Genomic DNA, 22,749 nt, shown 5'->3' with positions numbered 1-22,749 from the left:
GGTCTGCCCGGCCGAGCAGCGACCGGCGGGCGGGCTCAGCCCTCCGAGCTGTGGTGGTGGTCCAGCTTGTCGCGCAGCGTGCCGGCGAAGCCTTCGGCCGTGGCGAGCTGGTCGCGCAGGGCGGTCACGCGGACGGTGGCGGCGGCGTGGAACATGTCGAGCCGGTCGAGCAGGGCTGCCCGGTCGGCGCCGGTGGCGGTGTCGAGGGCGTCGAGGACGGTGAGCAGGTCCCGCATCTCGTCGAGGGTGAAGCCGAGGGGCTTCATGCGCTTGACCACGGCGAGGCGGTCGAGGTCGGGCTCGGTGTAGAGGCGGAAGCCGCCCTCGCTGCGGGCGGAGGGGACGATCAGGCCGGCCTCCTCGTAGTGGCGGATGGTGCGGACGCTCAGGCCGACCCGGTCCGCGGCCTCGCCGATCTGCATGAGCCGGCCGGTGGCCGGGCCGGAGGCGCGCTGCTCCGGCCCGGTGCCGCGGCTGGTGGTGGCCATCAGTGGCCGACGCCGAGGCGGCCGGCGAGGGCATGGTGGATGCGGGCGCTGGGCTGGTTCAGCTCGATGATCTCGACGGTCTTGCCCCGGGCGGCGTACCTGGTGGTGATGGCGTCGAGCGCGGCGACGGAGGAGGCGTCCCAGACGTGGGCGTGGGTCATGTCGATGACCACGGTGTCGGGGTCGCCCGCGTAGTCGAACTGGCCCACGAGGTCGTTGCTGGAGGCGAAGAACAACTCCCCGTGTACGGAGTAGATGCGGGTGCCGCCGTCGGGGTCGAGGACGCTGGTGACCTCGACGAGGTGGGCGACCCGGCGGGCGAAGATCACCATGGCGGTGAGCACGCCGACCACGACGCCGATGGCGAGGTTGTGGGTGGCCAGGGTGGTCGCGACGGTGGCGAGCATGACCACGGTCTCGCCGTACGGCATCCGCTGCAGGGTCCTCGGCGCGACGGAGTGCCAGTCGAACGTCGACACCGCCACGATGATCATCACGGCGACCAGGGCGGCCATCGGGATGACCGCGACCACGTCACCGAGCGCCACGACCAGGATCAGCAGGAACACGCCGGCCAGGAAAGTCGACAGGCGGGTGCGGGCACCCGACGCCTTCACGTTGATCATCGTCTGGCCGATCATGGCGCAGCCGCCCATGCCGCCGAAGAAGCCGGTGACGATGTTGGCGACCCCCTGACCCCAGGACTCGCGGGTCTTGCTGGAGGGGGTGTCGGTGATGTCGTCGACGAGCTTGGCGGTCATCAGCGACTCCATCAGCCCGACCAGCGCGATGCCCAGGGCGTAGGGGGCGATCAGGGTGAGGGTGCCCACTGTCCAGGGGACCTGTGGCAGCCCGAGGGCGGGCAGGCTGTCCGGCAGGGCGCCCTCGTCCCCGACGGTCGGCACCGCCACGCCGACGGCCACCGTGACGACGGTCAGCACGACGATCGCGACCAGCGGCGCCGGGACGGCGCGGGTGAGCCGGGGCAGCCCGACCATGATTCCCAGGGCGACGGCGACGAGTGGGTAGACCAGCCACGGCACGCCGAGCAGGTGCGGGATCTGGGCGGCGAAGATCAGGATCGCCAGGGCGTTGACGAAGCCGACCATGACGCTGCGGGGGATGAACCGCATCAGCTTCGCCACCCCGAGCACCGCCAGCAGGATCTGGATCACGCCGCCGAGGATCACCGCCGCGATCAGGTGATCCAGGCCGTACTCCTTTGCCAGCGGCGCGACCACCAGGGCGACGGCTCCGGTCGCGGCGGAGATCATCGCCGGCCGGCCGCCGCAGATCGCGATGGTGACGGCCATGGTGAACGAGGCGAACAGCCCCACCCGCGGGTCGACCCCGGCCAGGATCGAGAAGGAGATCGCCTCCGGGATCAACGCCAGGGCGACGACCAGGCCGGCGAGGATCTCGGTGCGGAACACCTTCGGCGACAGCCAGGACGGGCGGGGCAGGCGCGGCCGGTTGACCGCGGACAGCACAGAAGACATACAGCCATTTCCACTCAGGCGCGCCCGGGGCGCGCAGCGAACCTTCCTCGCAGGAAGGCAGGCGGCCGGGAACGGCCGGCGTTGGATGCGTCGGGTGAGCTTCCCGGGCTCTGAGGTCGGAACGCGGCGCGTTTGCCGTGGCCGTCCGCACCTCGACGCCACCCCGGAGAACCTACCCTTCCGTCAGGGGAGAGTTGGGTCGAGGTGGTGATCATCACGCTGCGACGACGGCAGGGCACAGCCGGGACAGCGACTGCGGTGGGCAGCATGCCGATCGCCGCTGTCGCGCGCGGCACCAGGCCAAGCGTGATGGAGCGATGGCAGCCGAGGCGGTCCCACGGCGACATCCGCTGGCGGGCCACGGCCTGAGCGGGGTCGACCAGCGGGGGTCCGGCGGCGCGGACCCCCGCTGGCGCGCTGGGGACCTCAGCCGGTGGGCAGCGTCGCCCAGCCCCGGTTGAAGGTCTTACTGTCCTCGTCCGGTCGGTAGTTGCGTTCGATGTTGCCGGCCGCGTCCACCGAGAACCAGTGGATCTTGGTGCCGGTCGGGACGGTCAGCGTCTCGGCCCCCTCCCGGATGCCCGCCGAGGCGTACAGGGTGGACTCGAACGTCGGCCGGCTGCCGTCGAGGGTGTAGAACACCGCCGCCGGCTCGCTGACGTCGAACCGGACGCTGACCGCGCCCTCGGTGGCGCTCGGCGTGACCGACAGGGTGCTGGTCGGGCGCTTCTTGTCCTTGTCGTAGTCCCGGGCCACCCGCAGCAGCTCGACCAGGCCGTTGCTGAACTCCATGGTCTCCTGGTGCGCCTCCTCCCAGGTGGGCTGGAAGCTGGTGCCGACCTCGAAGTTCCAGGCGTAGATGCCGTACTTGTACCAGAGCATGTCGCCGGAGTTGCCGGCCGCCGAGTACAGCACGTCGGAGATCGGGCCGGTCCGGGCCGGGGTGACCGCCATGTTGCGGTGCCGCTTGATCGCGGTGAGGATGCGCGACGACGCGCCCCAGAAGAACGACTCCTCGGCCAGCGTCGGCCGGGGCGCGGAGATCCGGCCCGGGGTGGCGTACGCGCCCGGCGACCACATGAAGTAGTTGCCGGAGGAGTGCAGGTTCATCGAGAACTTCATGTTCGGCCGCTGGGCCAGCCAGTCGACGTTGCGGTTCTCCGGCTCGGACAGCTCGCTCGGCCCGGCGTAGGTGTCGCTGGTGCAGCTCGCCGACGCCCCCGAGTAGCCGTCGAAGAGGCTGTACTCGGTGTAGTTGCGGTTGTTGTCCACGCCCCACGAGTTACGGGCCAGCGCGTCGGTGGCACCGCCCGGCGCACAGTGGTTGGTCATGTTGCGGCGCTGCGAGGCGTAGTCGTAGAACGAGTAGTGCCCGCCGTCCGGATTGATCGACGGGACGATCCAGATGTCCAGGGTGCGCAGCAGCTGCTTGGTGTTCTCGTCGGTGGCGTGGTTGCGCAGCAGTCGCTCGGCGGTCTCGATGGTCACCAGCGGCGGCACCCACTCTCGAGCGTGCTCCTGAGCGTAGGCGAGGACCCCGGTGCGGGAGCCGTCGCGGTACTTGCCGATCCGGATGGCGTACACCGGGTGCGGGTCGCGGGAGACCCCGGCCGGCGCCTTCAGGTTGTCCGACAGCGGCGTCGGCGCGACCGGCGCGACCACCCCGGCGCCGGCGTCCCCCCGATAGGTGTACGCCGTGACCAGCGCACCCGCCTCGGCCGTCAGCGCCGCGGCGACCTGGGCGGCGGTGCTGGTCACCGCCCCGGCGGCGTCGGTGGCCAGGCTGACCCGGATGGCCTTGCCGGTCACCGTGACCGAAAGCGGCTGGTCGGCCGCGCCCGGGGCGGCCAGCTCGACGGTGATGTCGTTGCCGCCCTCGTGCCCCCAGGCGAGCGAGTCCACCGCGACCCGGGTGGCGGTGGTCCCACCCAGCACGACCTGCGCCTTACGCCGGTACCCGTTGGTCTGGTAGGGCAGCTTCACCACCTCGGCGAGCTGCGGGTAGGCGTCGGCCAGCCGCTTGATCCGGTCGTACAGCTCGGTCGGGGTGAGGTAGCTGGTGACGAAGTCCTTCTGGTAGCCGGGGCCCTCCGGGCTGTCGGCCGGGATCGGCAGCCACTCCTTGACCTCGGCGACCGCCACGTCGCCGGTGGGGCTGGTGATCTGGATGCGCTCCGGCCGGGCGGTGACGGCGGCGGCGCCCCGGTGGTAGAGGTAGACCCCGGCGTCGACGAACCGGGAGATGTTCTGGGTGCCGCCGGAGCCGATCTCGGTGCCGGGGCCGCTGTCCCGGGCCACGGTCAGCGTGCTGGCGGAGGTCTGCCCCTGGGCCCACTTGGCCTCGACCGAGAGCACCTGGTTGGTGCCGGAGGTGTAGTAGTCGGCCCGGATGATCTTCACGTCGGAGGCGGCGGCGCTGCGCTCCAGGGTCGCCGTGTACGCCCGGTTCTCGGCCTGATGGGCGGCGATCGTGGCGTCCCGCTCGCTGATCCGCTGCGCGGAGTCGTCGGCGTCGTGCAGCACGGCGCCGACCTGGTAACCCATCCGCTTCAGCCCGGCGACCTCGGTCGGGGTGACCACGGCGTGCACCACGATGCCCGCCTCGGTGGGAGTGACGTGGTGGTCGAGGTCGATGCCGGTGGCGACCAGCGCGTCGAGTTGGGCGGTGCCGTCGACCGTCACCTCCACCACGTCGGCCTGCTCGTCGGCGGAACGTTCGAGCGCGACCGGGGCGTCGGCCTCCCGGTCGGGCGGGGCGGCGGTGCCGGCGGTCGCCGGGCCGGCGAGCAGCAGCAACGCCACGCCGGCGGCCGTGGCGGCGGGTAGCCGCCGCCAGCGGCGGGGGAACGCGGAACGGGACATCTCGGGCCACCTTTCCTGGGGGTGCGAGACCGGCCGACGGCGCGCGGCAGCGCCCGCCGTCGGGCGGGTGTGCGAAACGGGGAGGTCGGACGCCGACAGTCGGGCGACGGTGGGTGACCGAACACGACGTCCACTCCGCCGACGACGGGGGACACGGGGGTGTCCTCCGGACGCGCGGAGGCGACGGACCGGCGCCGATCCGGTCTGCGTGACGGGCGGGGGGCGTACCTGGTTACGGTAGGTCGTGGGGCCGTTGCCGATCGGTGCGCCCATCCTGGCCGTGCCCGCTCGGATCTGTCAATGATCTGTCCGGCCGGACACGGACTGTCACAGCGCGGCGGCTCGGGTGTCCTCTCCGGACGGCCGGTCCGGCGGCGACGGTCAGGACGCCGACCGGTAGTGGCCGGCGAGCCGACCGAGCTTCATCGCCAGGTGCAGGCACAACCGTTCGTTGCCGTCTTTGAGGTCGGTGTCGGCGAGCTGCTCGACCCGTTGCAGCCGGTAGTAGAGGGTGGTCCGGTGCAGCCGCAGCTTCTCGGCGGTCGCGTGGGCGTTGCCGGCCAGGTCAAGGTACGCCTCCAGGGTCTCCAGCAGCACCTGGTGGGCGTCGTCGTGCAGTAGCCGCTCCAACCCGGGGTGCACCCCGGCGATGTCGAGGTGCCGGCCGTCGAGCTGGGACAGCACCCGGTAGATGCCCAGGCCGGCCCAGGAGACGACCCGGCCGAGCGCCGGCAGCTGCACCCCGACCCGGGCCGCCTGCACCGCCTCCCGGTAGGACTGCACCGCGTCGGCCAGCCCCGGGCGGGACTGGCCGATCCCGGTCACCGTCCGTTCCACCGAGGACAGCCCCCGGGTCGCCTGGCCCAGCGCCTCGTCGAGATGCTCGGCGGCGGCCTCCAGGGTGGGCTGGCCGGCGATCCGGCCGCCACAGATCAGCAGCACCCCGTGGTCGGGCCAGACCATGTGCAGCGACTCCCGCACGCCGAGCCACCGCCGGGTCGCCACCAGCGCCTGCTCCAGCGCGATCCGGGCCACCTCGTCGGGGTGCCGCCCGGCGGCGGGGACGAGCTGGACCACCACGGCGGTGGTGGGGCCGTCACCGGCGACCGTGCCCTCCTCCAGCAGCGCCCGGACGGCGTGCGCGCGGGCCTGCGGGCTCTCCACCAGCAGCGTCCGGGTGGCCTCCGACTCCCGCTGCGAGGCCAGCTCGCCGAGCAGGTTCTCCCGGTAGAGGGCCAGCGACAGGTCGGTGAAGGCGCTGGTCGCGGTGGCGATGTCGGCGTCGGTCATCGACCCGTCGTCGTCGATGAACCAGACGAACCCGAGCAGCAGGTCGTCGTGCCAGATCGGCACGCAGACCCGGGGGAGCAGGTCGAGGTCGACGTCGGCCGGGGTGCGCACCGGCTCACGGGCGGTGAGCACGCCCATCCGGCGGAACCAGGCGATCACCTCGGGGGTGGTCTGCCGGCGCAGGATCGACATCCGGCGCACCTCGTCCATCGGCCCGTCGTGTTCGCTGTAGACGACCACCCGCTGCCGCCGGTCCTCGATGAGGGCGGGACGCCCCACCCGGGCGGCGACGGCATCGACTATGCGTTGAAGCTCACCGTGCATGGATCTCCCCTGGTTGGCTGCGCGGCAGGGGTGCGACAGCCGGTGCCCTACCATCTGCGGCCGGTGGCCCCGGGCGCAAGGTCCACCGGGGATCTACCGACAAAAGGACGGCCCCCATGGCGACTGTTCCGGCAATTGTCCGAAGCGCCGCCGTGATCGCCGATCGTAGGGTTCCGGTGCGGTGGGCAGCGGGCCGCCGGCGCGCAGGAGGGAACGCCCGAGTGACAGCTGGTAGGCCCTGGCGGGGGGTGCTGGTCGCCATCACCACACCGTTCCGCGACGACCTCGGCGTCGACTTCGACCGGCTCCAGGAGCACGTGCGCTGGCTGGCCGAGGCGGGGTGTCACGGGGTGACCCCGTGCGCGTCGGTGGGGGAGTACCGGGCGCTGTCCGACGACGAGCGGGCCGACGTGGTGCGGGCGACGGTGCAGGCCGCGCCGCCCGGCTGCGCGGTGCTGCCCGGCGTCGGCGGGTACGGCAGCCGGCAGTCCCGCCGCTGGGCGGAGCAGGCCGCCGCCGCCGGGGCGCACGGGGTGCTCGCCCCACCCCCGGACGGCTACCCTGCCGGCGACGCCGACGTGGTCGCCCACTACCGGGAGGTGACCGCCGTCGGCCTGCCGGTGGTGGCCCACAACGACCCGTACGACACCCGGGTGGACCTCACCCCGGAGCTGCTCGCCTGGGTCGCGGAGACCGACGGGATCGTCGCGGTCGAGGAGTTCTCCGGCGACGTCCGACGGGTGCACCGGATCAGGGACCTCTGCCCGCACGTGGACGTGCTGGCCGGCGCGGACGACGTGCTGCTGGAACTCGTGTTGTGCGGGGCCCGGGGCTGGGTCGCCGGGCTGTCCAACGCGCTGCCCCGGCAGGCCCTGCGCCTCTACGACCTCTGTGCCGCCGGTGACCTGGCCCGCGCGTTGCCGCTCTACGCCGAGCTGCACCCGGCGTTCGGCTGGGGCTCCCGGCCGGAGGCGGTGCAGGCGATCAAGCTGGCGATGGACTGTGCCGGGCGGTTCGGTGGACGGTGCCGCCCGCCGCGCGGCCCGCTGCCGCCGCCGGTCGCCGCCCGGCTGCGCCGGGACCTGGTCCGGGCCCTGTCCGTCACCGTCGACCCGGTTGCCGACGGCCGTCCCCGCTGAGCCGTCCGGGCTGCTCCGCGCGGTGCCGGGGCGGGCCGGGCCGGTCGGTCCGGGCCGGGGCCCGGCCGGTCACGACCGGCTGCCGGTCCTTCAGGTGTCGGAAGCCGCCGGTTCACCTGCCGACATCTGCACGGTGACCCGCCCCGGCCCGGCCTCCTAGATTCGCTGCGCGGCCCGGTGCACGGCTGTCCCGGCAGTCACCCTCGGGACACCGGTCACCGGCGGCCGCGTCCCTCCCGACGAGAGGTGAACCCGTGCACCGTGCTCCCCGCAACACCCCCCGACTGCGGCGTCGCGTGCTGGCCGCGGTCCTGGCCGGCACGCTCGTGGCGACCGCCTCGACGCAGGCCGCCGCGGCCCCGGCCAATCCGGCCGGCGGCACCGCGCCGTTCCAGGTCCTCGACCCGCAGGCGTGGCAGAACCCCGACACCATGACCTGGGACGACTACCAGGCGGTTCCCGGCAAGAACTGGGCCGATCCGAGCGTGCGGGGCTCGATCCGCAACTTCAAGATCGCCCTGGTCGCGCTCGACTATCCCGACCAGACGTTCGCGGTTTCCCAGCGGGCCCGCTCCACGGTCTTCGGCAACCCCCAGTCCGTCGCGGCCAACATCCCCCGCGCCGACGTGCCGAAGTTCTACCAGGACTTCCTCAACACCCCGAACACCCTGAACAAGGGGCACACCCTGCACGAGTACTGGATGCAGGACTCCAACGGGCGCTACGGCGTGGACCTGGCCGGGTTCGGGCCGTACCAGATGCCGGCGAAGTCCTACCAGTACGGGCTGGACAACAGCTTCAACCCCGGCGCCTGCCCGAGCGGGGACACCTGCAACAAGAACATCCGCACCGACGGGCTGGGCGCCTGGCGGGCGGCGGTCGGTGACGAGGTCGCCAACCAGTACGAGCTGGTCTTCATCCTCAGCGCCGGGCAGGACGAGTCGTCCACCTGGCAGGAGTTCGGGCAGATGATCTTCCAGAACAAGGAGGACGTGCCGGATTCCTGGGGCCCGCCGGACCCGAACCTGCCGAACTGGGCCAAGACCCGCTACGTGGAGTGGACCTCCTGGAAGGCGGCGGCGACGTTGTGGCCCAACGCCGGTTCCGGCTCCTCCACCCAGGGGGAGAGCTCCGGCATGGGGGTGTACGCCCACGAGCTGACCCACCTGCTCGGCATCGGCGACAACTACAACAACCCGTACGGCGAGCCGTTACGAAGGGCGTACACCGGCATCTGGAGCATGATGTCGCGCGGTTCGTTCAACGGACCCGGCGGCCCGCACACCCGCTGGCAGATCCCGCCGACCAACGGCGGTTCGATGGGGTCGCTGCACACGGTGCGGGACAAGCTCAAGATCGGCCTGCTCGGTGAGGAGCACGTGCTGCGGCTGTCCCGGGAGGCGCTGGCCTCCTCGGGCCTGGTCGTCGCCCAGGTGACCGCCCGTGCGGTCGACGCCGGCCCGAAGGGGCTGACCGGGGTGAACATCGCCCTGAACAAGGACCTCTCGCCGGCCTGCACGGTCGCCACGAACCCGCTGTGCGACGGCGGGAGCTTCAACAACTACACGGTCGAGGTCGTCGACCGGATGGGCGCGGACTCGTTCACCCCGGACCGGGGCGTGCTGCTGAGCAAGACCAAGAACGCCGACAGCGCACCGTTCCAGTGGGTGGTGGACGCCAACCCGCAGGACATCGACATGATCGATTTCTACCGGCCGGACGGCACCCCGCAGAAGATCACCATGGGTGACTACCGGCAGCTCTCCGACGCGCTGTTCCACGCCGGGGCGGACACCGGCAGCCAGTACGAGTACGTCGACGAGGCCAACCGGCTGCACTTCTACATCATCGACCTCAAGCGGGACGCGGCCGGCTCGCTGTCGTACACGGTGGCGGTGCGGTCGCTGGACGGCACCGGGGGGCCGAGCACGCACGGCGTGACCCTGGGCAAGGGCGAGGTGACCAGCACCGGCAAGCCCACCAACCGGGGCGTGACCTGCTCGTTCGAGCTGACCAACAGCGGCGTCTACTCCGCCGGTGGGCAGCAGCACCCGGAGAACGCGACCGCGTACCTGAAGTCGGACGTCTACCGGCTCTCGGCGGAGGTGGCCGGCACGGGCTGGCGGACCTGGCTGCCCAACCCGCTGGCCACCGCCCAGTTCGGCAAGTCCACCACCGTCCGGGTGTCGGTGGGGGCCACCGCCGCCGCGGCGGACACCGGCTTCGTCAAGCTCACCGCGACCTCGGAGAGCGACCCGTCGAAGACGGTGACCAAGCAGTGCCGGGTGGAGAAGTCCTGACCGGAATCGACCGACGCCGTGGGTCCGTGGTGGCGCAGGCCGCCACGGACCCACGGCACGGGTGGGGAGGAGACCACGTGCGGCTGACCACGAGCGCCCGCCGCGGCGTCGGCGCGCTGGCGGTCCTGCTGCTGGCCGGCGCCGCCGGCTGCGGCGGCCCCGACGCCGAACCGGAGGCGGTCACCCCGACCACCGTCCGGGTGCTGGTCCGCGACATCAACATCCGGGCCGAGGGCGTGGACTGCGCCGGCACCGGACCGTACCTCTACTTCCACCACCGGGCGCCGTTCCGGGTGCTCGACCCCGCCGGGGCGGCCCTGGTCACCGGGACGCTGCCGGCGGGCACGGCGGTGGCCGCCTTCGCCGAGGACCTCGGGGTGGAGCGGGTGCCGACCTACTGCGAGTTCGCGGTGCCGGTGCAGGTGCCGCAGCGGACCGGGTACCGGCTGGAGGTGGCCGGCCGGCCGGCGCTCGACCTGACCCCGGACACCAGCGAGGGTCCGGCGCTGGTGGCGGTGGTGCCGGCGTGAGGCGGCGGCTGCTCGCGCCGCTGCTGGCGGTGCTGGTGCTGGCCGGCTGCACCGCCCGGCCGGCCGCCGAGCCCGCACCGGCGCTCGCCGGCGGCGCGTCGACGTTGCCCGGCCCGGTCCCCGCCGACCTGGCGCTGCGCCCGGCGCCCGGCACCGCGCCGGCCGCCCCCGCGTTCACCGGTGGGCTGACCGACGGCACCCCGCTCACCGCCGCCCGGCTGTGGGCCGACCGGCCGGTGGTGTTCACCTTCTTCAGCTCCTGGTGCACCACCTGCGTCGACCGGCAGGACGCGCTGAGCGACCTCGCCCGCCGCTACCGGGACCGGGTGGTCTTCGTCGGGGTGGCGGGCGCCGACCAGGCCGACGAGTTGCAGGACTACCTGCGTGCGCACCGGGTGGAGTATCCCGTCGTCGTGGACGAGCAGCAGACGATCTGGCGGTCGTACGCGGTGCGGGAGCCACCGGCCGTCGTGCTGGTCGCCAAGGGCGGCGCGCTGCTGCGCGGGTGGCCCGGCGGGCTGGACGCGGCGGCGCTGGAGCAGCGGCTCGGGGAACTGGTGCTGGCCGGCTCCGGGTAGCCGCCCCGGATGGTGACGGCCGGTCCCCGCCGGCTCGTGCGGGCGCGGCGTCGAATCGACGGGAGGTCGACGCCGCGCCCTGCGGCGTGCCCGGGTCCTCGGATTCCCGTCACGGTCGGTGTTCGCGCTGGTGGGGGTCGGTGGATCGACGGGGGAGGCCGGTGCGGGCGACCGTCCGGCGGCTCCTCGCCGACCATCGGGAACTTCTGTTCGCACGAACAAAAGTTTCTCCGTTCGAGGTCTATCTTTAGCTGGCGGTCGCCGTTAGTGTCCGGTTCACGGACGTAACACGGTTGACATCACCCCTTGATCGACCAGCCATCTACCCGGCCACGCGTATTCGGCGGCGCAGGTCCTTCGACCCTCCTAGTAGGACTTCGCACGTCTCCACGGTCCGCAGGGCCGCTTTCGAAAGGTGGAAATTGTGAACGAGGATCAGCGCCGTATGGCCTCCGACCCCCAGTACCGCGCCCAGGTCACCCGCCGTCGGCTGCTGGCCGCGTCGGCCGGCGCCGCCGCCGTGCTCGGCGCGGCCGGCCTGCCGGTGCTCCAGACCAACGGTCCCGCCCGCGCGGACGGCAAGTGGCGGGTCGACCCGCTCATCCCGGCGCAGAACCGGGGCATCATCCTCTACAGCGTCCGGGACCGGATCTCCGCCGCCCCGGACGACAGCGGCGTGCCCTACGGCTTCGAGCGGGTGCTCGCCAGCCTGGCCGAGATGGGCTACAAGGAGATCGAGTTCGCCGGCTACAACCAGCACACCTCGATCCTGGGCCGGCAGATCACCCCGACGGAGATCCGCAAGATCCTGGACGACAACGGGCTGGTCGCCAACGGCACCCACACGAGCATCCGGGCGGACACCTTCCAGCAGCAACTCGACATCGCCGAGGAACTCGGCATGAAGAACATCGGCACCGGCAGCGACCCGACCAACAGCGCCTACCAGTCCGACTGGGACGCCGCGGCCGACCTGTGGAACGAGCTCGGCCGGCAGGCCAAGGAGCGCAAGATGCGCCTCTACACCCACAACCACGACGTGGCCTACTCGTTCCTGCTCGACAGCGGCCCGCTGGACGCCAACGGCAAGCCCACCCGCTCCTCCGGCGTGCGCCGGCTGGAGTACTTCTTCGCCAAGACCGACCCGAAGTACGTCTTCTTCGAGTGCGACATCTACTGGGCGTACGTGGCGCGGCACAAGCACACCACGTACACCAACTCGGCCGGCCAGCAGAAGACCTCGCTGTTCGACCCGATCCTGAACGTGGCCCGGCGCACCAAGCGGTTCCCGCTGTTCCACGCCAAGGACGGCAACCGCAACACCGCGCTGCCCAACGGCTATGAGATGATCCCGCTCGGTGAGGGCGACATCAACTTCCAGCAGTTCTTCCAGACCATCGGCGAGTCGGACTTCCACCACGCCAACTGGGAGATGGACACCGCCCCCGGCGGCACCGCCAACCCGGGCCAGTCGCTGGACTTCGCCCGGCTCAGCTACGCCAACATGGCCGACCTGACCATCTACACCAACGACTGACCCGTCCGGCGGCCGTAGCTGGGCACCGCCCGGCCACACCGCCGCCGGCACCCAGGTGGCGGTCGCGTCCCCCGACGCGACCGTCACCTCCCGGGGCCCGCTCCGACCGTCCGCGCCGCAAGGCGGCCCCGGACGGCGACCGGGCGTACCGCCCCCCGTAGCCCGTCACCTCTTCCGACCCGTGACCCCGTGCCGCGCTGCCGCGCGCCCCCGGCACGGGCCCAGGCCGTACGCAGCTCTCCGGTCGGCGAACCGCACGGGATCGGGACGGCGTCGTCCCGTACCCCATGAGAGAGCCAGACGCAACACACACCACCCGGGTGGCCCCGGCGTCCCGCCCGGAGCAGGCAGCACATCGTCCCCCCACCGGAGGAACCAGATGGCAAGATCGGTACACCGATGGCTCGCCGCGATCGCAGGAGTCGGGATCGTCGTCCCGCTCGCCGCGACCGCCCCGGCGTTGGCCCAGCCGGCCCAGGACAGGACCAGCGTCCTGGTGTTCACCAAGACCGACGGTGAGCGCCACCCGTCGATCGACAAGGGCGTCAACGCGATCCGCACCCTGGGCAACGGCAACGGCTTCACCGTCGACGTCACCCAGAACTCGACCGCGTTCTCCGACGACAACCTGGCCAGCTACGGCGCGGTGGTCTTCCTCAACACCACCGGCGACGTGCTCAACGGCAGCCAGGAGGCGGCCTTCGAGCGCTACATCCGCAACGGTGGTGGCTACCTCGGCGTGCACGCCGCGGTCGAGGCCGAACCGTCGTGGACGTTCTACCGCGACATCGTCGGCACCACCGCCGCCGGCACCGCGTCGAGCGGGCCGGCGAGCATCGACGTGGCCGACCGGGCGCACCCGGCGAGCAAGCCGCTCGCCCGGCAGATCAGCCTGAACGACCAGTGGTACAACTTCACCACCAACGTCCGGGGCGCCGCGCACGTGCTGGCCACGGTGGACGAGAAGACGTTCACCGGCGGCACCATGGGCTACGACCACCCGATCTCCTGGTGCAAGGACTTCCAGGGGGGCCGGTCGTTCTACACCGGGCTCGGCGACTCCGCCGACACGTACGCCAACGGCGCGTTCCGCAAGCACCTGCTCGGCGCGATCCAGTGGTCGGCCGGCATGGTCGAGGGGGACTGCGGCGCGACGGTCAAGGCCAACTACGAGAAGGTCATCCTCAACGACGAGCCGGGCGAGCCGATGACCCTGTCGGTGCTGCCCGACGGTCGGGTGCTGCACAACACCCGGGCCGGTGAGATCCGGCTGTACGACCCGGAGACCGGCGCCAGCCCGGTGATCACCACCATTCCCGTCTACCAGCACGACGAGGACGGCCTCCAGTCGGTCACCGTCGGCCCGGACTTCGCCACCGACAAGTGGGTGTACGCCTACTACGCGCCGAAACTCGACACCCCCACCACGGACGCGCCGGCGACCAGCGCCGACCCGACCGCGTGGGACGTCTACAAGGGCCACAACCAGCTCTCCCGGTTCAAGTTCGTGGAGGAGCCGACCCCGCACCTGGACCTGGCCAGCGAGCAGAAGATCATGAAGGTCGACACCGACCGGGGCATCTGCTGCCACGTCGCCGGTGAGGTCAAGTTCGACGGCAAGGGGCTGCTCTACCTGGTCACCGGTGACGACACCAACGCCGGTGGCTCGGACGGCTTCACCCCGATCAACGAGTCGCCGACCCAGGGGCCGGGCTACGACGCCCAGCGGTCCGCCGGCAACACCAACGACCTGCGGGGCAAGGTGCTGCGGATCAAGGTGAAGGCGGACGGGTCGTACAGCATCCCGGCCGGCAACCTCTTCCCCGAGTCCGAGGACCGCGACGACCAGACCCGCCCGGAGATCTTCCTGATGGGTCTGCGCAACCCGTTCCGTTTCGACGTGGACTCCCGCGGCTTCGTCTACATCGGCGACTACTCGCCGGACTCGCAGGTGCCGAACCCGGCCCGGGGACCGGAGGGCACCGGTCGGTGGATCGCCACCAACAAGGCCGGCAACTTCGGCTGGCCGTATTGCTACTCGCCGACGCTGCCGTACATCGACTACGACTTCGTCACCAAGCAGTCCAAGGGCGCGTTCAACTGCGCCGCTCCGGTGAACGACTCGCCGCGCAACACCGGCCGGCAGGTCCTCCCGCCGGTGCAGGACCCGCAGCTCAACTACACCTTCCGGGCCACCACCACCTGCGCCGAGGCGTACCTGGCCACTCCGCCCGGCACGTGTGAGTTCACGTGGCCGGTGCTCGGCACCGGTGGCGTCGGCCCGATGGGCGGCCCGGTCTACAAGTACGACGCGGCGCTGGCCTCCGAGACCAAGTTCCCGGAGTACTACCAGGACGCGGTGGTCTTCGGGGAGTTCACCCGGGACAAGATCTTCATGATGCGCACCAACGGCAGCGGCAAGCTGGTCGGGGTGGAGCAGTTCCTGCCGGGCTTCGTCTTCGACAACCCGATGGACATGGAGTTCGGCCCGGACGGCAACCTCTACCTGCTGGAGTACGGCGACGGCTTCTTCCGGGCCAACCCGGACGCCGCGCTGTCGGTGATCCGCTACGCCAAGGGCACCCGGGCGCCGGTGGCCGAGCTGCACGCCAGCCCGACCTCCGGCCAGGCGCCGCTGACCGTGCAGTTCTCCGCCGAGGGCTCCTACGACGCGGACCCGGGTGAGACCATCACCTACGCCTGGGACTTCGACGGCAACGGCACCACCGACTCGACCCAGCGGGACGCGTCGCACACCTACACCACCAACGGGGTCTTCACCGCCAAGCTGACGGTCACCGACTCCAGCGGCAAGACGGCGGTGCTCACCCGCGAGATCACGGTGGGCAACACCGCGCCCACCGTGAAGGTCACCTCACCGCTGTCGGGCACCTTCTTCAACTGGGGTGACACCGTGCCGTGGACGGTCACCGTGACCGACCCCGAGGACGGCCCGATCGACTGCAGCCGGGTCACGGTCTCGTTCGTGCTGGGCCACGACACCCACGGCCACGGCATGAGTGACGCCAACGGCTGCTCCGGCTCCTTCGAGACCCCGGCCGACGGCGCCGACCACGCCGGCGGCTACCTGTACGGCGCGATCAGCGCCACCTACACCGACACGGGCGCCAACGGCCAGCCGGCGCTGTCCTCCCTCGACCAGGTGGTCCTGCAGACCTTCCGGCAGCAGGCCGAGTTCGCCCAGGTGCAGCAGGGCGTCACCCTGGCGAACACCACCGACGCCGGTGGCGGCCAGCACGTGGCCGGCATCGACAACGGCGACCACATCGCGCTCGCCCCGATCAACCTGGGCGGGATCGACACGATCACCTTCCGGTACGCCGGTGGCTCCACGGCCACCGCCGGAACCCCGCGCGGCATCGTCGAGCTGCGGCTCGACTCGCCGACCGGTGAGCTGGTGACCAGCGCGACGCTCAACGCGACCACCGGCACCAGCGCCTGGGCCAGCCAGACCTTCCCGGTCAGCCAGGCGGCCGGCACGCACGCGCTCTACCTGGTCTTCAAGCCCGTCTCCGGCGGACCCACGACCAGCCTGTTCAACCTCAACTGGGTGGAGTTCGGCGGCCCGACCTCCTGACGTCACCGCCCGGACGCCGGGAGGACGGAGACTCCGTCCTCCCGGCGTCGCACCGGCACCGGGGCGGCCACCGGCACCCGGCCGGGCGGCACCCGCAGGCGCCCGACCCGGCCGGTGGCGACGGTGGCCGGCCAGGTCTGACTGACCGGCCAGTGGCCGGCCGATCGTCGATGATCTAGCGTCCCGTGCGCCCGGGGCCACGCCCCGCCCCGGCACGCAGCGAAAACGAGGGGGGACCGTGCCGTTCCGTAACGATGCCGCCGACCGAGGGGGACAGCCTCGCCCCGACCGCCCGGGGCCGGGCGTGACCTGCCCGCCGGGCTGGCGTCCCCTGCGGGTGGCGATGATCGGCCAGAAGGGCGTGCCGGCCACCTACGGGGGGATCGAACGGCACGTCGAGGAGATGGCCAGCCGGCTGGCCGGCCTCGGCCACGAGGTGACCGTCTACTGCCGGGACAGCTACGGCGCGGTCGAGGAGACCCGGCACCGGGGCATCCGGTTACGGCGGGCCCGCACCGTGTCCAGCAAGCACCTCGACGCCATCGTGCACTCGGCCACCTCCACCGTGGCGGCGCTGGCCGAGCGCCCCGACATCGTGCATTACCACGGCCTCGGCCCGGTGCTGACCGCGCCGCTGGCCCGGTACGCCTCCCGGGCCCGGGTGGTGCTCACCGTGCACGGGCTGGACAACCAGCGCGACAAGTGGGGCCGGGCGGCGCGGGCCGTGCTCGGCACCGCGTACCGGCTCAGCGGGCACCTGCCCGACGCCCGGGTGACCGTGTCGCGGGGCCTGGCCGCGCACTACGCCAGCCGGTTCGGCCGGCCCGCCCGCTACATCCCCAACGGGGTGGTCGCCCCCACCCACCTGCCGCCCCGGGAACTGTCCCGGTTCGGCCTGCGCCCCGGCAACTATCTGCTGCTGGTCGGCCGGCTCGTCCCGGAGAAGGCCGCCGACCTGCTCGTGCGGGCGTTCCGTCAGCTGCCGACCGACCTGCGGCTGGCCATCGTCGGCGGTTCGGCCTTCACCGACGGGTACGTCGCCCAGCTCCGCGCCGCCGCCGGTGACGACCCGCGCATCGTGTTCACCGACTTCGTCTACGGCGACGTGCTGGCCGAGCTGTACTCGCACGCGGCGGCCTTCGTGCAGCCGTCCCGCCTGGAGGGGCTGCCGCTGACCGTGCTGGAGGCCGCCTCGTACGGCCTGCCGGTGGTGGCCAGCGACATCGAACCCCACCGCGAGATGCTCGACCGCGACGGCCCGGGGCAGCGGCTGTTCCGCGACGGCGACGTCGACGACCTGCGCCGCGCGTTGCACACGGTGACCGCCGACCTGCCTGCCGAACGGGCCGGCGCCGCGCTGCTGCGGGACCGGGTGCTCGCCGAGTACAGCTGGGACGCCGCCGCCCGTGAGCTGGAGGAACTCTACTTCTCGCTGGCTCTGCGCGCCCCCCGCCGGGGGGAACCGGACGTTGGGTCGCCCACGGTCGGCGTAACGGCCCATGTCTCCCGACCTCGGCGACCGTTAGATTAGGCCGTCCTTCCGGCCGTCGGCGGCGACCGGCAACAGTTCCCTGGAAACGAGTGGTCGGCGAGCGGTGGACGGACAGCGACACGGCACGGAGAGTGACCTCGCCCTGCCCGCCGACGGGCGGCGCCGGTGGGCCGCCGGTGATCCGACCGCCCGCCTGCTGACCGTCGGCGCGGCCCTGCTCTGCGCCGTGGCGGCGGTCGCCGTCGGGTTGGCCGCCACCGGTGGCGGCCGGGTCGGCGCGGTGCTGCCCCTGGCGGTCCTCGCCGGGCTGGCCGTCGGCGTGCTCGCGCTGACCCGGTTCGCGGCGTACGTGCTGCTGATGCTGGCGGTCCGCTCCTGCGTCGACCTGTTCAAGCTCAGCGGCCCGACGGCCGGCCGGGCCGACGGCGCGGCGGCGACCCGGGCGATGGATCCGTCGACGATCCTCGCGGTGCTGTTCCTGCTCGCCGCCGGGCTCTGGCTCGCCGCCCAGCTGCGCCAGCGGGGCCGGCTGCGCGGCTCGCCGCTCGGCGTGGCGATGCTGCTGGTCGGGGCCACCTCCCTGGTCAGCGCGGCGGGGGCCGCCCAGCCGGTGCCCAGCGCCCTGGAGTCGCTGCGGATCGGCACCGTGGTGGTGATGTTCGTGGTCCTGGAGCAACTGATGCCGGACCTGCCGGCGGTCCGCCGGGTGCTGCTCGCCGCGTACGCCTCGCTGGCGCTGGCGGTCGGCTACACCGTCGTGCTGTCCCTGCTCGGCCACCCACCGGCCGAGGTCAAGGGGGGCTTCACCCGGATCAGCGGGCCGTTCGGCCAGTCCACCACCTTCGGCCGCTACCTGATGTTCATGGTGATCTTCGGGTTCGGCATCTACCGCTACCTGAGCCGCCGGCTCCGGCTCGGCCTCGGCGCGTTGCTCGCCGCGTCGTTGCTGTTCCTGCTGCTCACCAACACCCGCAGCGCGATCCTCGGCGCGGGACTGGGCCTGCTGGTGGTGGCGGTGCTGCACCGCAGCCGGCGGATGCTGGTGGCGCTCTGCCTGGTCGCGGTGGCCGGGGTGGCCCTGCTGCCGAGCGTGGCGCACCGCTTCGGGCAGCTCGCCGACAGCACCGCCGTGGGCGGCGGCCCGACCGGCAACACCCTCGCCTGGCGGGTCGGCTACTGGTCGGAGATCGTGTCGCTGGCCAACCGCAACCCGGTCACCGGGATCGGCCCCAACATGACCAAGTTCGAGGCCGACGAGGCGAAGAAGCCACACAACGACTTCCTGCGCGCGTACGTGGAGACCGGGCTGGCCGGGCTGCTGGCGTACCTGGCGATGCTGGCGCTGTGTCTGCACACCGGGCTGAACGCGCTGCGCCGGGCCCCACCGGGGAGCCTCGGCCGGGGGATCGCGATCGGTTTCCTGGGCTGCGCGGTCGCCTTCGTCGCGGTCAGCGCGGCGTCCAACGTGATCTCGAACGTGGTGACCCTGTGGTACTTCGCGGCGTTCGCCGCGGCAGCCGGCGCGGTCGCCCGGGGGCTACCGGCCGAGCCGACCCGGGTGGCGACGCCCCGACCGGTGGGCACCGGGTGGCACAACCGATGAAGCAACGAGCAGTGGGGAGCGGCAGGGTGGAGATCGTCGACTATCTGCGGGTCGCGCGGCGTCGACTCTGGCTGCTGGTGGGCATTCCGCTGGTGGCCGGGGCGGCGGCCGCGCTGGTCGTCCTGCTCGGCCCGCAGCAGTACGCGGCCACCTCGTACGTCGCCGCGCCCGCCCTGGTCGGCGGCAGCGCGGCCCAGCAGTACACCGGCACCCAGGCGGCCAACCAGTTCGCGGCGGCCTTCGCCGCGGCGGTGACCTCCCCGCAGGTGGTCGACCAGGTGGCGGCCGACACCGGGGTGCCCGCCGACACGCTGCGCGGCGGGCTGGCGGTCAAGCAGGTCGGCGCGAGCAGCCAGCTCACCGTGACCTACACCGCCGCCGACCGGTCCACGGTCGACCCGGTGCTCGCCTCGACCGGCAAGCGGGCCCTGGCCTTCCTCTTCGCCAGCCAGGTCGGCATCGCCACCGACGAGGTGAAGACGGCCACCGACGAGCTGACCACCGCCACCCGGGCGATCAACGACTGGGAGAAGGCCAACAAGGTCAGCCAGCCGGACAAGCTCTACCAGTCGACCCTCCAGGAGATCGCCAGCCTGCGGCAGCAGCAGTTGCAGATGCAGGCGGTCGGCAACTCCCGGGGGGCCGACGCCGCCGCCGAGTCGATCAGCGCCGGGCAGAAGCGGCTCGACGGGCTCGGCCCGAAGCTGCCCGACTACCAGGCGCTGATCGCGCAACGGGACAGCGCCGCCAGCGCGTTGGCCTCGGCCCGGCAGCGGCTGCAACAGGCCCGCGCCCAGTCCCAGGCCGCCGACCCGGAGAAGGTGACCAGCGTCGGCGAGGTGCAGCCGGTGTCCCGGGTGAAGGCGTTGGTCGGCCTGGTGCTCCCGGTGCTCGGCGCCGGCCTGCTGCTGGCCGTGCTCCTGGTCGCGGTGCTGGAGTGGCTGTCGCGCAGCCGCCGGGCCGGCCAGCCGTCGGCCGTCGGTCGGGCGGCTCCGGCCGGTGGGGGGCGCGGCAGCGACGACACGGTGGTGCTGCCGGCCGTCACGGCGACCGTGCCCGAGCAGAACTCCCGGCACCGGTAGGCGGGGGTGCCGGAAGGGTCCGCGCGGGGCGACCAGCACGTCCGGGGAATGGCCCGGGGCGGCGGGCTCAACCTGCTCGGCGCCCTGCTCAGCCAGGCGGCGGTCTTCCTGATCATGCTGCTGCTGGCGCGGGTGCTGGGCATCCGGGAGGTCGGCCGGTACGCCCAGTGCTACGCGGTGCTGTCGCTGGCCGGGCTGCTGTCGCTGTCCGGGTTCCGGGCCGGCCTCACCCGGTTCGTGGCGGTGCACCTGGCCGACGCGGACGCCCCGGCGCTGCGCGGCACCATCCGGTTGGGACTGGCCGTCTCGGCCGGCTCGTCGGTCGTCCTCGCCGGGGCGCTGGCGGCGGGCGCGCCCTGGCTCGCCGACCGGCTGCACGACCCGGGGCTGGTCACCGGCCTGCGGCTGGTCGCGCTCACCCTGCCCGCCTCGACGGTCTGCGAGGCGGCCCTCGCGGCGACCCGGGGCTGGCGTACCCAGCGGCCGTTCACCTTCATCGGCCAGCTCTACGAGCCGGGCGCCCGACTGCTGCTCACCGCGCTCGCCCTGGGCACCGGGGTGGGGCTGACCGGGGCCTTCTGGGCGCTGGTGGTGGCCGGCTGGTCGGCCGCCCTGCTCGCCCTGCTGGCGTTGGGCCGGATGGTGCGCCGGGTGCCGCCGGCCCGCCCGGTGCACCGGCCGGGGGAGCTGTTCCGCTTCTCCACGGTCAGCTGGGTGTCGTCGCTGTCGTCGACCGGGCTGATCTGGGTCGACACCCTGCTGCTCGGCTTCTTCGCCAACCCGGACATCGGCGTCTACAACGTCGCCACCCGGCTGGTCACCGTCGCCATCTTCGTCCTCGCGCCGGTCAACGCCGCGTTCGGGCCGTACCTGGCGCACCTCCACCACCGGGGGGACCTCGACGACGTCCGCCGGGTCTACGCGGTGGCCACCGGCTGGGTCGTCCGGCTGTCGCTGCCGGCGTTCGTGGCGCTGCTGGTCCTCCCCGGCGACCTGCTGCGCGTCTTCGGCGGCGAGGTCGCCACCGGCGCGGCGGTGACCGTGATCCTCGCCCTCGGCCAGCTGGTCAACGCGGCCACCGGCCCGTGTGGCACGGTGCTGAACATGTCCGGCCGGGTGGCCCTCAACATGGCCGACAACCTGGCCGCCCTGCTGCTCAACGTGCTGCTCAACCTGTGGCTCATCCCGGCGTACGGGATCGTCGGCGCGGCGGCGGCGTGGAGCGCCTCGCTGATCGTGGTCAACGTCGCCCGGGTGGTGCAGGTCCGCCACCTGACCGGCGCGCTGCCGTTCACCGTCGGGATGGCCAAGGGGCTGGCCGCCGGGGTGGCCGCGCTGCTCGCCGGGCTGCTGGTGCGCTGGCTGGTGCCGGGCTGGCCGGGGCGGCCGGCCGCCGGGCTGACCGCGATCGTGGCCGTCTACCTGGGGACCGTGCTGGCACTGGGCCTCAGCCGGGAGGACGTGATGGTGCTGCGCACCCTGGCCCGCCGACGCCGTCGCGGCGGCCCGCCCGACGCCGCCGGGGACGGTCCCGCCCCGGTCGTCGACGAGGCCGGCCGGGCGGTGTCGCGGTGAGCGCGGGGCCGCGGCGGGCCACCGTGGACCGACTGCGCCGGATGGTACGCGGCACCCGCGCCTGGGCGCGGGCGGCGCGGCCCGGCGCGGTCGGCGCGCTGCCCGATTTCCTGATCATCGGCGGGCAGCGGTGCGGCACCACCTCGCTGCACCACTACCTCGCCGCGCACCCCGACGTGCGGGCCGCCACCGGCAAGGAACTCCAGTTCTTCAGCCTGCACTACGGTCGAGGGCCGCGCTGGTACCGGGCGCACTTCCCACCGGCCGCCCCCGGCCGACGCAGCTTCGAGGCCAGCCCCTACTACCTTTTCCACCCCGGCGTGCCGGCCCGGGTGGCGGCGACGCTGCCCGAGGCCCGGTTCGTGGCGCTGCTGCGCGACCCGGTCGAGCGGGCCTACTCGCACTACCTGCACACCCGCTCGTACGGGCTGGAGCCGTTGGGCTTCGCCGAGGCGCTCGCCGCCGAGCCGGGGCGGCTGGACGCAGCGCTGGCCGACGGGCCGGACACCCCGGCGGCCCACCACGCGCTGCGCAACTTCTCCTACGCCGCCCGGGGCCGCTACGCCGAGCAGCTCGACCGCTGGTACGCCCACCTGCCCGCCGAACGGCTGCACGTGATCCGCAGCGAGGACCTGTACGCCGACCCGGCGACCGCCTACGCGGGCGTGCTGCGGTTCCTCGGGCTGGCCCCGTACGCCCCGGCGGAGTTCGCCCGGCACACCCGCCGGGCGGACACCGGCCCGTCCCAGCTCACCGCCGAGTTGCGGGCCGAGCTGTCCGCCGGGTTCGCCCCGCACAACGCCCGCCTCGCCGCCCTGCTCGGCTGGTCCCGCACCTGGTGAACGGCCACCG

The 22,749-nt window shown here is 72.8% G+C and carries 15 protein-coding genes; 11 read left to right on the top strand and 4 right to left on the bottom strand.

Features of this window, described 5'->3' with window-relative positions; genetic code table 11:
* Window positions 1-35 precede the first annotated feature (35 nt).
* The 4 genes from GA0070558_RS27060 to GA0070558_RS27045 form a co-directional block, all read right to left on the bottom strand.
* A complete protein-coding gene (locus tag GA0070558_RS27060; RefSeq protein ID WP_077939557.1) occupies window positions 36-488 on the bottom strand; it encodes a MerR family transcriptional regulator in 453 nt (150 codons plus the stop codon).
* On the bottom strand, window positions 488-1,987 hold the full coding sequence (locus GA0070558_RS27055; protein ID WP_091284760.1) for a SulP family inorganic anion transporter: 1,500 nt from the start codon (window positions 1,985-1,987) through the stop codon (window positions 488-490). Before GA0070558_RS27055 ends, GA0070558_RS27060 begins: the two co-directional genes overlap by 1 nt.
* A 426-nt stretch (window positions 1,988-2,413) precedes the next feature.
* Complete coding sequence (locus tag GA0070558_RS27050; protein WP_091284758.1) at window positions 2,414-4,849, bottom strand: M14 family metallopeptidase; 2,436 nt, start codon at window positions 4,847-4,849, stop codon at window positions 2,414-2,416.
* 381 nt (window positions 4,850-5,230) lie between these two features.
* The gene (locus tag GA0070558_RS27045; protein WP_141722336.1) at window positions 5,231-6,463 is read right to left on the bottom strand and encodes a PucR family transcriptional regulator; all 1,233 of its coding nucleotides are present in this window, start codon (window positions 6,461-6,463) and stop codon (window positions 5,231-5,233) included.
* Window positions 6,464-6,684: 221 nt separating this feature from the next.
* On the opposite strand from GA0070558_RS27045, the gene GA0070558_RS27040 reads away from it, so the two are divergent.
* The 11 genes from GA0070558_RS27040 to GA0070558_RS26990 all read left to right on the top strand — a co-directional run bounded on the left by GA0070558_RS27040 (window position 6,685) and on the right by GA0070558_RS26990 (window position 22,739).
* Window positions 6,685-7,602, top strand: a complete 918-nt coding sequence (locus GA0070558_RS27040) for a dihydrodipicolinate synthase family protein (protein WP_256092148.1) — start codon at window positions 6,685-6,687, stop codon at window positions 7,600-7,602.
* Between the two features lie 254 nt (window positions 7,603-7,856).
* Window positions 7,857-9,902: a M6 family metalloprotease domain-containing protein gene (locus GA0070558_RS27030; RefSeq protein WP_077939302.1), complete on the top strand. Its 2,046-nt coding sequence runs from the start codon at window positions 7,857-7,859 to the stop codon at window positions 9,900-9,902.
* 77 nt (window positions 9,903-9,979) lie between these two features.
* Window positions 9,980-10,432: a hypothetical protein gene (locus tag GA0070558_RS33035; protein ID WP_141722335.1), complete on the top strand. Its 453-nt coding sequence runs from the start codon at window positions 9,980-9,982 to the stop codon at window positions 10,430-10,432.
* The gene (locus tag GA0070558_RS33030) at window positions 10,429-11,010 is read left to right on the top strand and encodes a TlpA family protein disulfide reductase (RefSeq protein WP_052503910.1); all 582 of its coding nucleotides are present in this window, start codon (window positions 10,429-10,431) and stop codon (window positions 11,008-11,010) included. Before GA0070558_RS33035 ends, GA0070558_RS33030 begins: the two co-directional genes overlap by 4 nt.
* A gap of 424 nt (window positions 11,011-11,434) precedes the next feature.
* Entirely contained in the window at window positions 11,435-12,547 is a 1,113-nt protein-coding gene (locus tag GA0070558_RS27020) for a sugar phosphate isomerase/epimerase family protein (protein WP_228986305.1), read from the top strand.
* 379 nt (window positions 12,548-12,926) lie between these two features.
* On the top strand, window positions 12,927-16,145 hold the full coding sequence (locus GA0070558_RS27015) for a ThuA domain-containing protein (RefSeq protein WP_091284750.1): 3,219 nt from the start codon (window positions 12,927-12,929) through the stop codon (window positions 16,143-16,145).
* 304 nt (window positions 16,146-16,449) lie between these two features.
* Window positions 16,450-17,676, top strand: a complete 1,227-nt coding sequence (locus GA0070558_RS27010; protein WP_091284748.1) for a glycosyltransferase family 4 protein — start codon at window positions 16,450-16,452, stop codon at window positions 17,674-17,676.
* Window positions 17,677-17,740: 64 nt separating this feature from the next.
* Window positions 17,741-19,240 (top strand): O-antigen ligase family protein, encoded by a 1,500-nt coding sequence (locus GA0070558_RS27005; RefSeq protein WP_091284746.1) that lies wholly within the window; start codon window positions 17,741-17,743, stop codon window positions 19,238-19,240.
* Between the two features lie 26 nt (window positions 19,241-19,266).
* Complete coding sequence (locus tag GA0070558_RS27000; protein ID WP_176734394.1) at window positions 19,267-20,322, top strand: Wzz/FepE/Etk N-terminal domain-containing protein; 1,056 nt, start codon at window positions 19,267-19,269, stop codon at window positions 20,320-20,322.
* Between the two features lie 6 nt (window positions 20,323-20,328).
* Window positions 20,329-21,897, top strand: a complete 1,569-nt coding sequence (locus tag GA0070558_RS26995) for an oligosaccharide flippase family protein (RefSeq protein ID WP_141722334.1) — start codon at window positions 20,329-20,331, stop codon at window positions 21,895-21,897.
* A complete protein-coding gene (locus GA0070558_RS26990) occupies window positions 21,894-22,739 on the top strand; it encodes a sulfotransferase family protein (protein WP_091284740.1) in 846 nt (281 codons plus the stop codon). Before GA0070558_RS26995 ends, GA0070558_RS26990 begins: the two co-directional genes overlap by 4 nt.
* The last annotated feature ends 10 nt before the right edge of the window (window positions 22,740-22,749 follow it).

Origin of the sequence: Micromonospora haikouensis (assembly GCF_900091595.1) — a bacterium.
GTDB lineage: Bacteria > Actinomycetota > Actinomycetes > Mycobacteriales > Micromonosporaceae > Micromonospora > Micromonospora haikouensis.
This window is presented reverse-complemented; position numbering and strand designations above follow the sequence as displayed.